The organism is Parabacteroides sp. CAG:2 (assembly GCF_000436315.1).
GTDB classification, from domain to species: Bacteria; Bacteroidota; Bacteroidia; order Bacteroidales; family Tannerellaceae; genus Parabacteroides; species Parabacteroides distasonis.
The window spans coordinates 23,796-41,034 of record NZ_FR885301.1 but is presented as its reverse complement, the minus strand read 5'-3'; the positions used below and the strand labels follow the sequence as shown (position 1 = coordinate 41,034).

The 17,239-nt window shown below is 47.4% G+C and carries 15 protein-coding genes; 4 read left to right on the top strand and 11 right to left on the bottom strand.

Features of this window, described 5'->3' with window-relative positions; genetic code table 11:
- The 3 genes from QVP94_RS10540 to QVP94_RS10530 all read left to right on the top strand — a co-directional run.
- Positions 1 to 1,238 (top strand): membrane dipeptidase (locus QVP94_RS10540; RefSeq protein ID WP_288213245.1); only part of this gene is annotated, 1,238 nt, incomplete at its 5' end.
- A gap of 13 nt (positions 1,239 to 1,251) precedes the next feature.
- Positions 1,252 to 2,241: a M20 family metallopeptidase gene (locus QVP94_RS10535; RefSeq protein WP_022192569.1), complete on the top strand. Its 990-nt coding sequence runs from the start codon at positions 1,252 to 1,254 to the stop codon at positions 2,239 to 2,241.
- Positions 2,242 to 2,253: 12 nt separating this feature from the next.
- Positions 2,254 to 2,679 carry a SufE family protein gene (locus QVP94_RS10530; RefSeq protein WP_005867596.1) on the top strand — a complete coding sequence of 142 codons (426 nt, stop codon included), beginning with the start codon at positions 2,254 to 2,256 and terminating at the stop codon, positions 2,677 to 2,679.
- Positions 2,680 to 2,796: 117 nt separating this feature from the next.
- Here the strand turns inward: QVP94_RS10530 and rnhB are convergent, their stop codons facing one another.
- The 5 genes from rnhB to QVP94_RS10505 all read right to left on the bottom strand — a co-directional run bounded on the left by rnhB (position 2,797) and on the right by QVP94_RS10505 (position 9,787).
- Entirely contained in the window at positions 2,797 to 3,396 is a 600-nt protein-coding gene (rnhB, locus tag QVP94_RS10525; protein WP_005859375.1) for a ribonuclease HII, read from the bottom strand.
- 36 nt (positions 3,397 to 3,432) lie between these two features.
- Positions 3,433 to 3,831 (bottom strand): VanZ family protein, encoded by a 399-nt coding sequence (locus tag QVP94_RS10520; RefSeq protein WP_036617675.1) that lies wholly within the window; start codon positions 3,829 to 3,831, stop codon positions 3,433 to 3,435.
- Between the two features lie 2 nt (positions 3,832 to 3,833).
- Positions 3,834 to 5,048: a cysteine desulfurase gene (locus QVP94_RS10515; protein WP_022192567.1), complete on the bottom strand. Its 1,215-nt coding sequence runs from the start codon at positions 5,046 to 5,048 to the stop codon at positions 3,834 to 3,836.
- Positions 5,049 to 5,179: 131 nt separating this feature from the next.
- Positions 5,180 to 6,595 carry an arylsulfatase gene (locus QVP94_RS10510; protein ID WP_022192566.1) on the bottom strand — a complete coding sequence of 472 codons (1,416 nt, stop codon included), beginning with the start codon at positions 6,593 to 6,595 and terminating at the stop codon, positions 5,180 to 5,182.
- Between the two features lie 24 nt (positions 6,596 to 6,619).
- Complete coding sequence (locus tag QVP94_RS10505; protein ID WP_130882569.1) at positions 6,620 to 9,787, bottom strand: glycoside hydrolase family 31 protein; 3,168 nt, start codon at positions 9,785 to 9,787, stop codon at positions 6,620 to 6,622.
- Between the two features lie 173 nt (positions 9,788 to 9,960).
- Between QVP94_RS10505 and QVP94_RS10500 the strand changes: the two genes are divergently transcribed.
- Positions 9,961 to 11,808, top strand: a complete 1,848-nt coding sequence (locus tag QVP94_RS10500; protein ID WP_022192564.1) for a glycoside hydrolase family 13 protein — start codon at positions 9,961 to 9,963, stop codon at positions 11,806 to 11,808.
- A gap of 100 nt (positions 11,809 to 11,908) precedes the next feature.
- Here QVP94_RS10500 and QVP94_RS10495 read toward each other — a convergent pair whose 3' ends face one another.
- From QVP94_RS10495 to QVP94_RS10470, 6 genes are all read right to left on the bottom strand, one after another.
- Positions 11,909 to 12,745 (bottom strand): GNAT family N-acetyltransferase, encoded by an 837-nt coding sequence (locus QVP94_RS10495; protein ID WP_022192563.1) that lies wholly within the window; start codon positions 12,743 to 12,745, stop codon positions 11,909 to 11,911.
- A gap of 112 nt (positions 12,746 to 12,857) precedes the next feature.
- A complete protein-coding gene (sufD, locus tag QVP94_RS10490) occupies positions 12,858 to 14,210 on the bottom strand; it encodes a Fe-S cluster assembly protein SufD (protein ID WP_022192562.1) in 1,353 nt (450 codons plus the stop codon).
- On the bottom strand, positions 14,203 to 14,958 hold the full coding sequence (gene sufC / locus QVP94_RS10485) for a Fe-S cluster assembly ATPase SufC (RefSeq protein WP_022192561.1): 756 nt from the start codon (positions 14,956 to 14,958) through the stop codon (positions 14,203 to 14,205). Before sufC ends, sufD begins: the two co-directional genes overlap by 8 nt.
- A 42-nt stretch (positions 14,959 to 15,000) precedes the next feature.
- Positions 15,001 to 16,446 carry a Fe-S cluster assembly protein SufB gene (sufB, locus tag QVP94_RS10480; RefSeq protein ID WP_005859390.1) on the bottom strand — a complete coding sequence of 482 codons (1,446 nt, stop codon included), beginning with the start codon at positions 16,444 to 16,446 and terminating at the stop codon, positions 15,001 to 15,003.
- 30 nt (positions 16,447 to 16,476) lie between these two features.
- Entirely contained in the window at positions 16,477 to 16,968 is a 492-nt protein-coding gene (locus tag QVP94_RS10475; RefSeq protein WP_005859392.1) for a CvpA family protein, read from the bottom strand.
- 2 nt (positions 16,969 to 16,970) lie between these two features.
- On the bottom strand, positions 16,971 to 17,239 hold a 269-nt coding region (locus QVP94_RS10470; protein ID WP_288213244.1), incomplete at its 5' end, for an EF-Tu/IF-2/RF-3 family GTPase.

The window sequence follows — 17,239 nt, the reverse complement described above, 5'->3', positions numbered from 1 at the left end:
TTCTAGGGAAAGATACCTTAGCCGTAAACTCTCTTCATCATCAAGCGATCAAGGAGTTGGCGCCTATCTTCAAGGCTACCGCTTATGCGCCCGACAGTATTATCGAGGCTATCGACGCTTATCCGAATCGATCCATCATGGGAGTTCAATGGCATCCGGAAGCATTGACTTACGGAGGCGACACTACGATGTTAAGGATATTCCGCCATCTGATAGGAAAGGCCGAGACTTTCCACCAAGCCAAAGAGATGCACAAGCATTTCCTTTCCGTAGATACACATACCGATACTCCTTTCTGGTTCAAACGTGCCGGATTCAGCATCGCGGACCGGGAACGTAACCGGGTAAACATCCCTAAGATGCAAGAAGGGAAACTAGACGGGGTGTTCCTTGCGGCCTTCATCGGACAAGGTAAACGTGATGAGGCCTCTTTACAAGAAGCCGTACAAAAAGTAACAGGCTTGATCGAAGGTATTCGTAAGCAAGCTGAATTGAATAAGGATTTATGTGGCATCGCCGTTACGAACCAAGACTTCATCCGCTTGAAGAATGAAGGGAAAAAAGCGTTCTTTATCGGTATAGAGAATGGATACGGTATTGGTAAGGACTTGGCGAATATCGCTAAGTTTAAGGCGATGGGTGTCAATTATATTACACTCTGCCACTCCTACGATAACGACATTTGCGACTCATCCACCCATACCAAGAAAGAGTGGGACGGTTTAAGTCCGTTTGGTGAAGAGGTTGTAAAAGAGATGAATCGCCAAGGTATCATGGTGGATATGTCTCATGCCTCTGAGAAGTCATTTTGGGATGTTATCAAATTGTCCAAGGCCCCGATCATCTGCTCGCATTCCTCATCCATGGCGATGTGCAAGCACGACCGTAACCTGACCGACGAACAACTAAAGGCCCTTGCCCAAAATGGAGGCGTAGCGCAAGTTTGCTTGCTCGACCGTTATATCAATGAGGATTATAAAAACGCGAGCCTTACTGACGCCATCGAACATATCGATCATATGGTGAAAGTCGCCGGTATCGATCATGTAGGTATCGGCTCTGATTTTGATGGCGGTGGCGGAATTATCGGTTGCGAAAGTGACAACGATTTCATACAGATCACTGTTAAATTAATAGAGAAAGGATATACAGAGGAAGATATCGCCAAGATATGGGGTGGAAACTTGATGCGTGTATTAGACGAGGTTCAAGCGGCTGCCTCCGTAAAAACATTATAAACAAAACAGATTTATGATCAGATTATTTTTTGCGTTATTGAGTTTTGCTCTTTTATCATGTGGAGCCAAAGGAACCAAAGAGACAAGTAATATGCCGGAGATCAAAAAACAACCGATCGCCTCAGCTGTTCCCGATTTCAACGCAGACAGTGCTTACGCCTATGTAGCGAACCAAGTCGCTTTCGGTCCCCGTGTGCCTAACTCGGCGGCTCATAAAGCATGCGGGGATTACTTAGCGTCTGAATTGAAGCGCTTTGGCGCCAAAGTCTACCAACAGGAAGCGATACTAACCGCCTACGACGGAACGAAGCTGGAAGCGAGAAACATCATAGGCTCGTTTGATCCGGAGAATAGTAAACGTGTTTTACTATTCGCGCATTGGGACAGCCGTCCCTATTCGGACCACGATCCCGATCCTTCCAAGCACCGGACTCCATTGGACGGGGCGGACGATGGCGGTAGCGGCGTAGGTGCCTTATTGGAGATCGCCCGTCAAATCGGGCAAAAAGCCCCGGGTATCGGTATCGATATTATTTTCTTCGATGCGGAGGATTATGGTACGCCGGAATTCGTAACCGATTATACACCGGATAGCTGGTGCCTAGGTACCCAGTTCTGGGCAAAAAATCCGCATGTCCCTAATTATACGGCGGGATACGGAATCTTATTGGATATGGTGGGCGGCAAGAACGCCACGTTTTTCAAGGAGCAACAATCCTTACGTGCGGCAGCCCCGATCGTCGAGATGGTATGGAGTGCGGCCCGCGATCTGGGATATGGCAAATATTTCATTAACGCCGCAGGTGGAGCCATCACAGACGATCACCAATATGTGATTAGCGGACGTAATATCCCGAGTATCGACATCATTAACTACGACCCTGAGTCTAAAACAGGTTTCGCCAGTTATTGGCATACTCAAAAAGATAATATGGAAAATATAGACCGTGAGACTCTAAAAGCTGCCGGTCAAACCGTACTGGAAGTAATATACAATCGATAAAATACTGATAAAATGACAATCAATGAACTTCAAGACAATGTAATCGAAGAATTCTCAGTCTTCGATGATTGGATGGACAAATATGCGTTATTAATAGATCTGGGAAACTCCCTTCCCCCGCTAGATGAGAAATATAAAACGGAAAGTAACTTGATCGAGGGTTGCCAAAGCCGGGTTTGGTTCCAAGCGGATTATGTGGATGGAAAGATTATTTTCCAAGGAGAAAGCGACGCCGTGATCGTAAAAGGTATCGTATCTTTGCTGATACAGATCTTATCGGGCCATACCCCTCAAGAAATCTTGGATGCGGATCTATACTTTATAGACAAGGTAGGATTAAAAGAGCATTTATCCCCTACCCGTTCCAACGGGTTGGTAGCGATGGTGAAGCAAATGCGTCTGTACGCAATGGCTTACCGGGCAAAGGAACAACAATAAAAACAGGTGTTTTCACACGTATATAGGCACGAGCCGATACGTATATACGTGTAAGCCTACACCGATATAGGCATAGCCTCATACGTATATACGCATAAGGTTATGCCTATATACGTATTAAAAACCGAGTGTAAGCTGCTCCGGTAAGAGCGTAAAAGTCTTGCGATGATAAGGCGTGATTCCGTGGGTACGAATCGCTTCCCTGTGGACCTTGGTAGGATAACCTTTATTGTCCAGCCAATGATAAGCGGGGTATTCCAAGGCCAATTCATTCATATAATCATCACGATAGGTTTTAGCCAATATAGAGGCGGCGGCGATACTCAGGTATTTGCCATCGCCTTTTACTACGGTCGTATGCGGAATATCGGGATAAGGGGTAAAACGGTTTCCATCGATCAATAAATGTTCCGGCCGTACTTTCAGTTGCTCGATCGCACGATGCATAGCCAAGAAAGAAGCCTTTAAGATATTAATCTTATCGATCTCTTCCGGACTGACGATGCCTACCGCCCAAGCGATCGCCTCACGTTCGATGACAGGACGAAGCTTATACCGTTTCTTCTCGCTTAATTGCTTGCTATCGTTTAAATCCTCATTCTTAAAATCTTCCGGAAGAATCACGGCGGCGGCGAATACCGCACCCGCCAAGCAGCCTCTTCCCGCCTCATCACAACCGGCCTCTATACGCCCGGTTTCCATATAGGGTAATAACATATCCCAGTTTATTATTTATCGTATATATAGCTTACATTATTTTTGCTCCTTCACAATCCAAGGGCGAAGCACGAACCAAGCGAATGCCGTAGCGGCGATCACCCCGCAAGTATTCGCCAAGAAATCAAACCAATCCCCACCCCGGTACGTCGTACAATATTCTTGCAATATCTCAATAATCCCACTCATAACGATCGGGCATAAAACCGCCCCGATCCAAGCATGCCATAATACCGTCTCATACTTCCGGTGATTCCGCAAGAACTCCAGCCATAACATCCCCGACATCCCCCCATACATACAGAAATGAACCACTTTGTCCACACCTGGGAATAAAGGGATATCATCCATCCTCGGCGGCTTAAAGAACGACAAGTAAATAACGATCAATATAATCGCCAGTGAAAACGGATATTTCTTAATATAATACATCATACTCAAAACATCTTCCGAACTCGTTCCACACCTGCGATGAACGTATCGATCTCCTCTTTCGTATTATAAAAAGAGAAAGACGCCCGCACCGTCCCCTCGATCCCTAAGGCATGCATCAAAGGCTGGGCACAATGATGCCCTGTACGAACCGCTATTCCCAAACGATCCAGCAACATCCCCATATCGTAATGATGGATATTACCCACCAAAAAAGAAAGCACCGCTCCTTTATGATCCGCTTGTCCGAAAATACGCATCCCTTCGATCGTATTTAATCCAGCGGTCGCATACCGCAAAAGCTCATCCTCATAAGCAGCTATATTCTCTATACCGATCCGGTCTACATACCGCAAGGCTTCCGCCAACGCCGTGCTACCAATATAATCCGGAGTTCCCGCCTCAAACTTAAAGGGAAGCTCATTAAAAGTTGTCTTCTCGAACGAGACCGTAGCGATCATCTCGCCTCCTCCCTGATACGGAGGAAGTTTATCCAACCACTCCTCTTTGCCATACAAGACCCCGATACCCGTCGGTCCGTAAATCTTATGCCCGGAGAAAACATAGAACTCCGCATCCAAGTCCTGCACATCCACCTTCATATGCGGAACGGCTTGAGCCCCGTCTACCAACACCGGCACGCCTTGTTCATGAGCGATCTCGATCATCGCCTTTACCGGATTTACCGTACCCAAGACGTTAGACACATGAGTCACGGAAACCAGACGAGTCTTATCCGAGAATAATTTACGATACTCATCCAGATTCAACTCCCCTTTCTCATTCATCGGGATCACCTTCAACGTAATACCTTTCCGGGCCGCTTGTATCTGCCAAGGAACGATATTGGAATGATGCTCCATAACGGACACGATCACCTCATCCCCTGCCGACATACATTCATCCGTAAAGCTGGAAGCGATCAAATTAATGGATTCCGTAGTTCCCCGGGTAAAAATAATCTCATTCGAGGAACGGGCATTCAAGAAATGCTGTACCGTTTTGCGAGCCTCCTCATGCGCCTCTGTCGCCGCTTGGCTCAAGAAATGTACGCCTCGGTGGATATTGGCGTTTACGTTATAATATCCATTCTCTATCTTTTCTACCACTTGACAAGGTTTCTGGGTAGTAGCGCCATTATCAAAATATATAAGCGGTTTATCGTATATCTTATGATCCAAGATCGGAAAGTCTTTTCGGATCGCTTGAACGTCTAACATAGTCTTACTTCTTTTTGTCTTAAAATTACGAGAGCCAAAGATACAAAAAAAAGGCTTTCTCGCTGAAAGAAAGCCTTTTTTATCATTACCTAACAGATATTACGCCTACACTTTATTCTCTTCTCGCACGTTTACTTTTCTCTTCCAAAGTTAAAGTACGGAGACTCTATGCGGGCGTTGTCCATCAAGACTGCCAGTTCTTTTACCTTATCGGGATATTTCTCCGCCAAATTTGTATCCTCATGTATATCATTACTTAAATCATACAGTTCCAATATAGTCTCACCCACGATCGGTTGTCGGATTAGTTTCCATTTACCGGAGCGTAATGCTTCCCGGCCATTCAACTCGTGAAATTCCCAATATAAATAATCATGGGCCTGTTGATCTTTCTTTGATAACAAGGTTGGTAAGAAAGAGATTCCATCCGTCTGCTCGGGCAAAACCGTACCTGTAAGCTCTGCCAACGTAGGCATGACATCCCAGAATGCGCTGATATGATCCGATTGAGCTCCGGCCTTGATCGTACCCGGGCACCATGCCACCATAGGTATACGGATGCCTCCTTCATATACATCCCGTTTGATCCCCCTGAAAGGTCCGTAGCTCTTGAAAAAGTCCGGATCAGCTCCACCCTCATGATGCGGGCCGTTATCGCTGGTAAAAATCACGATCGTATTCTTATCCAAACCCAACTCTTTCAATTCAGCCATTACATCCCCCACGTATTTATCCAACCGGGAGACCATGGCGGCAAAGGAGGCCAAGGGTTTCTCCGAGGTGTTATAACCGCCATACACTTTATCAAACTTACCAATATAAGGGGTCTCCTCGAATGAGTTCTCGTACATCTTATAAATAGAATCATGCGGAAGATTCAATTCCGCATGAGGCAGCGTATAGGTAAGCATCGCGAAGAACGGTTGCTCCTTATGATCCCGAATGAACTTCAATGCTTGCTCATGAATCAAATCTTGTGAATATGTTTTGCAAGCATTGTTCTCGTTTTCAGGAAAAAGAACCTTCTCCTCATTATGCCATAAATGATCCGGATAGAAGGAATGCGACTGGCGTTGACAATTATACCCATAAAACTCATCGAAACCCATCTTATTGGGAATGGAGACAGAGCCCGGATTTCCCAATCCCCATTTACCAAAGATACCGGTCGTATAACCGGCCGATTTCATTAATTTACCCAACGTATAGGTATCCTCCCGCATCGGCTGTTGGCCTTCGGGCGTGATCTCCCGGTTTCCCCGGACTTGCGTATGTCCCGTATGCAATCCGGTCATCAAGGAGCAACGGGAAGGGGCACTCACCGTACATCCGGCATAATGCTGCGTAAACAACATTCCCTCCTTCGCCATCCGGTCTATATTGGGAGTCTTGATAATCTGTTGGCCATAACAGCCAACATCTCCATATCCTAAATCATCCGCTAAGATATACACAACATTCATAGGACGCTCCAGAGTTTTTTCGCAACCGGACATTCCGATAAGCGTCAATGTCCCGGATATACATAAAGTCAATTGTGTTTTCATATACCTTTAAAATAAATAGAAGTGTTAGAAACCAATTACAATCTTCTGATCCTGATTCGTAGACAAGCGGTTCGTCCGTACCTTAACCCTTCCCATACGGTCCGAGGCATCGAAGTACCAGCCTTCTTGTCCGGCATTGAACGCTTCGGGGGAGATGGCAGATAGCGGCTTCCCGGCTACGGTTACGTTTGACGGGCTGGATTCTGAGCGGACATCCAATAGGTAAGTACGCTCTTGGTAACGTCCTTTATAATCTCCTTTCGCTTTCGCTATATCCACGGTGATCGTTCCTTTCTCACCTTTTGGGGAGGAAACAGAGATCAAGGTACAGGCAAACTCGCCTTTCTTATAATCACGGGTGAGACCGTCGTCTTCATATAAATTGAAAGAGGTGTTTCCATAGGGATATAAGTCCAAGGTCAAGACATCCGCAGGTTTCTCACCGACATAATTCATATCCGGGTACATCGGGATAATGGCGCCTTGACGGATAAATACCGGGCAAATATCCAGTTTAGCCTCATATTTATCCAACCACTTGCCACCCTCGTATTTCTTTCCGGTCCAATAGTCGTACCATTCTCCGGCAGGGAAGTAAATACTATCACGTACGTTCTTACGGGTATATACAGGAGCAACCATCATCCACTCGCCACTCATAAATTGATATTGGGTGGTCGTATCACGGGTAACCACGTCATCCGGGAATTCCAGTACCATCGCACGAGCCATGGGTACACCGGTCATATGCGCCTCATGGCAATAGGTATAGGCGTACGGGTTCAGACGCATCTTCAGCTTTAAGAATTTACGGTTGATATCCGTGTACGGATGCCCATATACCCAAGGCTGACGGTCGGCATCTGCCCAGCCACTCATGGTCATAAAGATCGGGGTGAAGACCTTCCATTGCAAGTCGCGGGTATAGGTTTTCGGGGAACCGCCGAAGATACCGTCCACATCGCTAGTAGCGGCGTTCATAGCGGAAAGGCCGGCACCCGTGATCGTCGGGATATGGTAACGGATATAATCCCAGTTGCTCACTTGGTCACCGCTCCATACCGTAGAATACCGCTGAGTTCCGGCCCAACCGCAAACAGCCCATACGAAGCCTCGTTCGTTCGTATTGCTCTCGATCCCCTCGAATGCGGATTTACAGCCGTTCAAGGCAAACTCATAGCCTTCTCCAACCCAAGCCACATCCAATTTACACAGGCGGGTACCACATTTACCAACCTCGTAGGCGATCTTATCCACACCATTCTCTGTCCACAAGCCCGTATGGAAGCCTCGTTTACCTAATTCCGTCACAACAGAATCCAATTTCACATAGCCGCAACCATAGCCATCGTTCGGCAAGATCCAGCCACGGGGCATATCATATTCCACATATTTATCAGCAACTTGGCTGATTACGTCCGGGGTGGATTGAGGCCATCCGGTGCGCTGTTCCCCTTTGTTATAGCAGTCGGCATCTCCCATCGTAAGCATCCACATCGCCGGCATAAAAGGTTTTCCGGTGATATCCGTATAGTCGTTCAATAGGTCTTTCAAGGAAGGGCCGTAGAAGTAGAATGCGTCAAAGCGATTCTCGTTATGCGTCAACTGACTGGTGAAGCCCATCAGCTTAAAGCCATCATCATAGTTCTTGTCCAACATCTCCGTGCCGTTGAAGGCATAATGTCCCGGGGCAAACGTATTGCGGAATACGCCATATCCTTTCGTGGACATATAGAAGGGAGCCGGGTTAGAGGATTGATCCTCATCCCAACCGGTCACCTCGATATCCGCTTCCTTCCCAGCGTATGAGAAATTACCTTGTTGCATACCGCAACCGTAGAAATCCTCATCACCGCTACGGCGCATCGTTTGGGTCGTTTTTAGTCCGAAGGCAAGTGGTTCGGCCTCCTCGTAGATCACGGCACGGTTATTCTTGTCATACATGGCGAAACGAATAGGGTTCTTATAGACACGTACGACACATTGGGAAGTCGTGAACTTATAATAGCTGCCGTTGTCGGCCATGGAGACTCTCGGGTTCTTTACCCCATAATCTACAACGATCGAGTTTGCCGCCGGATTGGTATACTCCCCATCCGGTGCCAACCAGATACGGAAGATATCATCCCGGTAAAACATCAACTTAACCTTAGCGTACCCGGAGACGAACTCATATTCCGTGTTGCTGATCTTATTGAACTTCGTCAACTTACCCAAGTTCATACGGGCGGCGAACAGGTTCGCTTTTAATACGTTGTTTGACGAACGCTCATCCTTCGGGTATTGGATAGCGAACTCTATTTTATAGGAGCCCATCTGGGTTAGGTCGGTAGCAGGGAAAGCTACCTCATATTCCTCTTGTTTAGCGATCGGATGCCCGGAGGCGGTTACCGTGGCGGTTAGTTTCTGACCGTTGTTTAAAGAGGCGGTTACCGTGAAATCCTCGTCTACGGGCTGGGAGCCAACGTTCTTCAGCTTCACTTTCAACACGTCTTCCTTCGTGAACGTATTCCCGGTTTCTTGGTGTGAGGTCACTTTCTCCAAGGCCAAGTCATGCGCGAAAGGCTCTGTCAGCTCAATATCATCGACCATCCAATACCAAGAGAAGATATCCCGCCAGAAGAAACGCAAGTAGACGGTTTTCTGATTCGCGGCTACCTCGCTGATGTTGATCTCCTCGTTCACCGGGGCATGAAGCTGGGTAGCGGCAAGGATCTTATCCATCACGTTATACTCTTTCCAATTCACCCCGTCGTTGCTGACGCCTACCCAAAGGCCGGCACGTTTTCCGGTGAACCAATTATTCCAACGAAACAGGTGCTGGAATTTCAATACCACATCGTTCTTTCCCGCGCAATCGATAGCGCTGGTCTGGAAATAGCCGTTCGGGTATTCCTCCCGTTGATTCCACTTCGTGATCTCCTCCCCGGTGACTACGCCCGGCCGGAATTGCATATGATAGCCACGGCTCGTAGATGCGATGGGAGGTGCTTGTTGCTCGAACTGGAAAGAGCCGGGATAAGGCTGATCGGTTACAATCCATTCACACTTTGCCGATTTCGTTGAATCGACAATCATCCAGCCGTCGGGTAATTTCCCGGCGGAGAAATCTTCTTTCCAAAAACTTTGTTGTGCGGACAGGGAGGAAACGCAACCTGTCAGAAACATGGATACAATTAGACTTTTTATCATTTGAATTAGTTGATTAGATTTAGGCAGTAAAGATAGTCTTAATTTACGAGGGTTCGCAAACGTTCGCGTGATTTTTATTCCCTTTTCGCCGGGCGAAAGCGTGTTATTATCAATGGAATCCTTCTATCTTCGCGTATGTACAACCTTGTCATATAAATCAATAAACATATATCATGAACAGACATTTATTCTTGAGCCTTTTACTGGCCCTTTTCGCTTCCAGTACGCTTTCAGCCGATAACCTTAGAATCGAGCCGACCTTCTGGTGGAGTGGTATGAAGAACCCGGAACTCCAGCTGATGGTATACGGTAAGGATATCGCCGGATATCTCCCTAGCGTGAAATATCCCGGCGTACAGTTGAAAAGCTCGGTAGCGTTGGAAAGCCCGAATTACCTATTGATCTATCTGGACGTGGAAAACGCCAAGCCCGGCAGGTTTGATATCACGTTCACGAAGGACAAAAAGAGTTTCAATTACTCGTATGAGTTGAAGGCCCGTAAACCGAACGCCGATCGGATCAAGGGGTTTGACTCTTCCGACGTGCTTTATCTCATCATGCCGGATCGTTTCGCAAACGGAGATCCCTCGAACGATCAAATCCCGATGCGTACCTCTTATAAGGTAGACCGTAACAGCCCGAACGCCCGTCATGGGGGTGACTTGGCCGGTATCGAGCAGCATTTGGATTATATCGAGGATCTGGGCGTTACCGCTATCTGGCTGAACCCGGTATTGGAGAATGACATGGAGGGAGGCTCTTATCACGGATATGCCACGACGGATTATTATCGGGTAGACCCACGCTTCGGCACGAACGAGGATTACGTCCGCTTGATCGAGAAGACGCACGAGCGGGGCATGCGTGTCGTAATGGATATGATCTTCAACCATTGTGGAAGCGATCATCCTTGGATGAAAGATATCCCTAGCCACGACTGGTTTAATAATCTCGATAACTACGTGCAGACCAACCACGATAAAGAGGCTTATTTCGATCCTTACGTGTCGGATTATGATAAGGAGACGATGCTGAACGGTTGGTTTGTCCCGAGCATGCCGGACTTGAACCAAAAGAACCCACATGTAGCCAAATACCTTATCCAGAACTCTATCTGGTGGATCGAGTATTGCGGCGTGGATGGTATCCGTCAAGATACGTATCCGTATGCCGACGTGGACATGATGCGGAATTGGTGCACGGAGGTCATGAACGAGTATCCGGAGTATAACATCGTAGGCGAGGCGTGGATGAACTACACGATCGGTTCCGCTTATTGGCAGAAAGGCAGCCGGTTGAACTTCGGGCAGGATACCGAGCTGAAATCGGTAATGGATTTCCGCTTGATGGGTATCGCGAGCAAGGCGTTCCATGAGGAGACCGGGTATTCCGGAGGCTTGCACACGATCTTCGAGCATATGTGCTATGATTATGTATATCCCGATATCTATAACGTATTGCGTTTCTTGGAGAACCATGATACGGATCGTTTTCTTCCCTCCATGCCTAAGTCTGTCGATGATTTGTACGCGTTCAAGCAAGGGGTGACATTCTTGTTGACGATCCCCGGTATTCCCCAGCTCTATTACGGGCAGGAGTTGCTGATGAACGGCACCAAGGAGAAGGGAGACGGATATATCCGTCTGGATGTTCCCGGTGGCTGGCCCGGCGACAAGGTGAATCAATTCGAGGCATCCGGTCGCAGCGAGGTACAAAATGACGCATGGAATTTCCTCCGGACTTTATTGAAATGGCGCAAGGGCAACGATATCATCGCTAAGGGCAAGATGAAACATTTCATGGTGAACCAAGGTGTCTATGTTTACGAGCGCAGTCTGGATGGCCGGAGCGTATTGATCTTGATGAATGGCAGCGACAAGGAGGTGAACCTCCCGTTGGCCCGCTATGCGGAAGTATTGCGAGGTAAAACCTCCGGAAAAGAGATATTAACCGGAAAGGAGATTCCATTGGGAGACGAATTATCCTTGGCACCGAAAGGGATCTTCGTACTGGAAATGTGATGCCATTAGCCCCGATGATTTTTCATTCGAGGACCTATTCATAGATTACTAATAATTAAATCGGGAGGCCTTAAACCTCCCGATTTTCTTTTCATATATACTATTTTAATCGCTTTTCAAGAATCAATTGATGCCTGCATTGAAAGCCGTTCTCCCAGATAGGCTCGGCATAGTTCCGCACGAAATAATCGCAATCTATAGCTACCAAGTCAAAGCCTTCCTGTTGATAAAGCATCATCGGGCCGGCGGCTGAGGTTCCGGTGCAAATACGCAAAAGCTCGACATCTTGAGCCGGAGCCCATTTATTAGATACATGCCGTAATAGTTTCCGGGCGATTCCTCGCCGACGGAAGATATCCGCCACGGCAAGATTCATGATCTCCGCCTTGCCACCCTCCTCCTTGCGAACCACGATCACGCCGGCAACGGAATTTCGTACCGTAGCGATAAAGCAATCCGAATCCTTTAGGTAAGCCTCTACTTTCTCCCGATCCGGATCGGCTTCCAGCAGTAACTCATAAGGAGGAAATAAAGCTACTTGTATCTCCGGCTCCCCGCCCACGACGATCTCTACTATATTTCCGTCAGGATCTCGGATTACACCCTCATAGTAACCATCCCCGGAAGTGCGGGTCTCACCGGCGATCGTGTATCCATCCATCCGGAAACGTTCGATCATTTGATCCACTTGCTCCTTCGTATCCGCATGAAAAGCCAGATGAGCCAAGCCGATATGATCCTTGTCGTAAGCCTCATTAATATCTTGCCGTTGCATGATCTCCAAAGCGGGGCCACTCTCAAAAGAGACGAAATAAGAGGCGAATCCTTTCTTTGGATTCACATATTTCTCGTTACTCTTACCGTTGAAATACTTTACATAGAAATCCCGTAAACGTTCCAGATGATTCGTCCATAGGGCGATGTGTGTTAACTGCATAAGTTGGAGGTTTTAATTTGTCACTGCCAAAGATATAAAAAAATCAGACATGGTTCCCTACATGATCGTCGGGATAATCCATGTCTGATTACAGTTTTCTTCTTATTCGCGATTATTTACAAATCCGGCAACCGGCACATTTAGCCAGCTCACCGCGGAAACGTTTCTCTACCAGTTTATGCAAACGGTCTTTCAACGCCTCCAAGCGTACATGGTCGATCACGTCGGAAGTGAAAGCCACGCTCAATAACATACGGGCCTCGTCACGAGGGATACCGCGGCTTTGCATATAGAACAAAGCGTTCTCATCTAACTGACCGGTCGTCATACCGTGCGAGCATTTTACGTCATCCGCGTAAATCTCCAATTGCGGCTTGCTGTACATACGGGCCTCACGGGTAGCGCACAGATTACGGTTCGTCTGGTAAGCGGCGGTCTTCTGGGCATCCTCTTTCACCAAGATACGTCCGCTGAAGACACCTACGGCATGATCATTCAGTACGTTCTTGAACAACTCGTTGCTGGTACAATTCGGGACCGCATGGGTGATATGGCTATAGGTATCCATCTGTTGCTCCTTGTCCAGAACGGACATACCGCATAAGGTAGACTCGGCATACTCGCCATTCAGTTCCACATAATAATTGTTGCGAGTCAAGCCATTCGTCAACGTAATACCGTTTACCAAGACATTGGTCGAAGCCGCCTGCTTTACGTGTACGGAAGAGAAACGGGTCGTAGACTCGCTGCTTTCTTCCAAATCATAATAATCAAAGCGAGCACCTTCCTCCGCAAAAATCTCAACCACTTGAGTCGCCAAGAATTTCACGTCATCGATACTATGATCGCAAACCAATAGCTTCGCTTCCGAATGAGGTTCCATAATCACCAGAACACGACGGTTCGCCATCGTATCCACATCGCTACGGAAAATATTCACCAATTGGATAGGACGCTCAACCACGACATTTTTCGGTACATACACCACGAAACCATCTTGGGCTAACATCGTATTCAACGCAATAATACCATCCTTGCTACTCGGCGCCGCCTTTCCGTAATACTTGGAAGCGATCTCCGGATATTGCTCCGTAAAAGCCTTCAACCCTCCAGCATACACACCTTCCGGCAAATGCGCTTTCGGTAAGTCCTTATCGTAAAACGTATCGTTCACGACAAAGTATAACGATGTGCTCAGGTTCGGCACGTCACAACGGAACACGTCATAAGGATTCACCGGGATAGCGACCCGGTTGATATTCAAACCGTAATCCGGAGCGAACGCTTGGGCTACATCCGTATATTTATAATCCTCGCTTCTCGTGGAGGGGAATCCGAGTCGCTCAAAGTTCGCCAAGGCATCAGCCCTAAGGGCATTCATCACCGGCGTACTATGACGACATACCAGATCCTCACATTGGGCGAAAAGATCGATATATTGTTGCTCGGCCTTCATATTACTCATCTCCCATCTCTTTCTTGATCCAGTCGTAACCTTTCTCTTCCAGTTCCAAGGCCAATTCCGGACCGGCGGTCTTCACGATACGGCCTTTGTAAAGCACATGAACCACATCCGGCTTGATGTAATCCAGCAGACGCTGATAGTGCGTGATTACGATAGCAGCATTCTCCGGAGTCCTCAACTGGTTCACGCCATGCGCTACGATACGCAAGGCATCGATATCCAAACCACTATCCGTCTCATCCAAGATCGCCAATTTCGGCTCCAGCATCGCCATCTGGAAGATCTCGTTCCGCTTTTTCTCTCCACCGGAGAAACCTTCGTTCACGCTACGGCTGGCCAGTTTATTATCCAGCTCGACGATCGCACGTTTCTCACGCATCAATTTCAAGAAGTCCGTAGCCGAAACCGGTTCCAGACCGTTATATTTACGGTGCTCGTTCAACGCCGCACGCATAAAGTTCACCATACTAACTCCCGGGATCTCGACCGGATATTGGAAGCTCAAGAAAATACCCTCACGGCTACGATCCTCGGGAGAAAGATCCAGCAGATTCTTACCGTTGAAGATAACCTCTCCTTCCGTTACCTCAAAAGCGGGATTACCTACCAATACACTACTTAACGTACTTTTTCCGGAACCGTTCGGTCCCATGATAGCATGTACCTCACCCGCTTTCACCGACAGGTTGATACCTTTCAATATCTCTTTGCCATTTACGTTGGCATATAAATTCTTAACCTCTAACATCTTTTCTAATTGAAAATTGAAAGTTGAAAATTGAAAATTATTCTATCCTACGCTGCCTTCCAGCGAGATCGTTAGTAATTTCTGAGCCTCGACGGCGAACTCCATCGGTAACTTATTCATTACCTCACGGGCATATCCATTCACGATCAAACCGACAGCCTCTTCTACCGAGATACCCCGTTGCTGGCAGTAGAACAATTGCTCCTCGCTGATCTTACTCGTCGTAGCCTCATGCTCCACGATCGCCGTCTCATTCTGAATATCAGCGTAAGGGAACGTATGAGCTCCACAAGTAGAGCTTAATAGCAAACTATCGCATTGGCTATGATTACGGGCTCCTTCCGCACGGGCGGACACCTTCACCAACCCCCGATAGCTATTCTGGCTATGACCGGCAGAGATGCCCTTGGATACGATCGTACTTTTCGTATTCTTACCCAGATGGATCATCTTCGTACCCGTATCGGCCTGTTGGTAATTATTGGTCACGGCAACCGAGTAAAACTCACCTACCGAGTTATCACCCGCCAAGATACAGCTCGGATATTTCCAAGTGATCGCCGAACCGGTCTCTACTTGCGTCCAAGAGATCTTGCTACCCTCACCTTTGCACAAACCTCGTTTCGTCACGAAGTTATAGATACCGCCTTTACCTTCCTTATCACCCGGATACCAGTTCTGTACGGTAGAATACTTCACCTCGGCACGCTCGTTCGCCACGATCTCCACGATAGCGGCATGCAATTGGTTCTCGTCACGCATCGGTGCCGTACATCCTTCCAGATAACTTACATACGCCTCATCGTCTGCGACAATCAAGGTACGCTCGAACTGTCCGGTATTAGCGGCATTGATACGGAAATACGTACTCAACTCCATCGGGCAACGTACGCCCTTCGGTATATAAACAAACGAACCATCCGAGAACACGGCCGAATTCAAGGCGGCAAAGAAATTATCACGATAACCAACCACGCTGCCCAAATACTTCTGCACCAAGTCCGGATGATGTTGTACAGCCTCGCTGAACGAACAGAAAATAATCCCCTTCTCCGCGAGATTCTCCTTGAAAGTAGTCTTCACGGAAACACTATCCATCACGGCGTCTACCGCCATTCCGCTTAAATGCTTCTGTTCTTCCAAAGGAATACCCAGTTTATCGAATGTTTTCAACAACTCAGGATCTACCTCATCCAAGCTCTTTGGTCCCTCTTTTTTCTTAGGGGCGGCATAATAGATAATGTCCTGATAATCGATCGGCGGGATATTCAAGTGAGGCCATGTAGGCATCTCCAACGTCTGCCAATGGCGAAAAGCCTTCAAACGGAACTCGAGTAACCATTCCGGCTCGTTCTTCTTGGCAGAGATAATACGGACTGTCTCCTCGTCTAATCCACGATGGATCACCTCCGTATCAATATCGGTAACGAAGCCATATTTATAATCTCCGCTCGTTACCTCATTAATGATATGATTTGAATCCTGCATAATTATAAATTAACCATTGATAAAAGCCCTTCATTCTCCTAATGAAAACAAATTATGTGGGAAAATTGTTGGTACTATTTGCTTCACGCTATAATAAAAACGAGATTCTATCTTCGATTGGCGATGAATCAAGACCGATCCGCGATCCACGAACTCCAGCGCATTCAACAGCAAACTGGTAAAGACCAAAACGACCAGCAACCCGAAAAAACCCCCAAACAAATGGTTGATAACGCTCAACGGTGTCGCCCCTACCACCTTGGTAACCAGTTCACCCGCTAGGATAAATACCCCCATAATCAAGATAAAACCCGCTATATAACTCAAGATCGTAACCCCTTCTTCCGGAAACCAACCCAACGCCAAGATATATCCTTTCAGCCAAGCCGCCGCTTTCCCGCAGAAAAAGATCGCGATCACTAGGGCTATAAGCGAAACAACCTGTTTGATGATTCCATCAAACAGGCCTTTCACAAATCCTATCCCTGCCAGACATAGCAATGTAATGTCCAACCAGTTCATCGTTATAACGTCTTCTTTATTTCTGTCTCTTCGTAAGCCTCGATCATATCGCCCACTTGGATATCGTTGAAGTTCGTAATATTCAAACCGCAATCCAAGCCAGCCACGACCTCTTTCGCATCGTCCTTGAAACGTTTCAAAGAACCTAGCTCACCGGCATAGATAACGATACCGTCACGTATCAAACGGATCTTGTTCGTACGTTTGATCTTGCCTTCCTTAACCATACATCCGGCAACCGTACCGACCTTGGTGATCTTGAATACCTGCT

Excerpts from the sequence above, each read along its gene's own strand:
- sufC (WP_022192561.1), bottom strand. The coding sequence starts at position 14,958 with ATGTTAGAGGTTAAGAATTTATATGCCAACGTAAATGGCAAAGAGATA.
- rnhB (WP_005859375.1), bottom strand. The coding sequence starts at position 3,396 with ATGTTATTACCCTATATGGAAACCGGGCGTATAGAGGCCGGTTGTGAT.
- QVP94_RS10475 (WP_005859392.1), bottom strand. The coding sequence starts at position 16,968 with ATGAACTGGTTGGACATTACATTGCTATGTCTGGCAGGGATAGGATTT.
- QVP94_RS10535 (WP_022192569.1), top strand. The coding sequence starts at position 1,252 with ATGATCAGATTATTTTTTGCGTTATTGAGTTTTGCTCTTTTATCATGT.
- sufB (WP_005859390.1), bottom strand. The coding sequence starts at position 16,446 with ATGCAGGATTCAAATCATATCATTAATGAGGTAACGAGCGGAGATTAT.
- QVP94_RS10510 (WP_022192566.1), bottom strand. The coding sequence starts at position 6,595 with ATGAAAACACAATTGACTTTATGTATATCCGGGACATTGACGCTTATC.
- QVP94_RS10495 (WP_022192563.1), bottom strand. The coding sequence starts at position 12,745 with ATGCAGTTAACACACATCGCCCTATGGACGAATCATCTGGAACGTTTA.
- QVP94_RS10505 (WP_130882569.1), bottom strand. The coding sequence starts at position 9,787 with ATGATAAAAAGTCTAATTGTATCCATGTTTCTGACAGGTTGCGTTTCC.
- QVP94_RS10500 (WP_022192564.1), top strand. The coding sequence starts at position 9,961 with ATGAACAGACATTTATTCTTGAGCCTTTTACTGGCCCTTTTCGCTTCC.
- QVP94_RS10515 (WP_022192567.1), bottom strand. The coding sequence starts at position 5,048 with ATGTTAGACGTTCAAGCGATCCGAAAAGACTTTCCGATCTTGGATCAT.
- QVP94_RS10530 (WP_005867596.1), top strand. The coding sequence starts at position 2,254 with ATGACAATCAATGAACTTCAAGACAATGTAATCGAAGAATTCTCAGTC.
- sufD (WP_022192562.1), bottom strand. The coding sequence starts at position 14,210 with ATGAGTAATATGAAGGCCGAGCAACAATATATCGATCTTTTCGCCCAA.
- QVP94_RS10520 (WP_036617675.1), bottom strand. The coding sequence starts at position 3,831 with ATGATGTATTATATTAAGAAATATCCGTTTTCACTGGCGATTATATTG.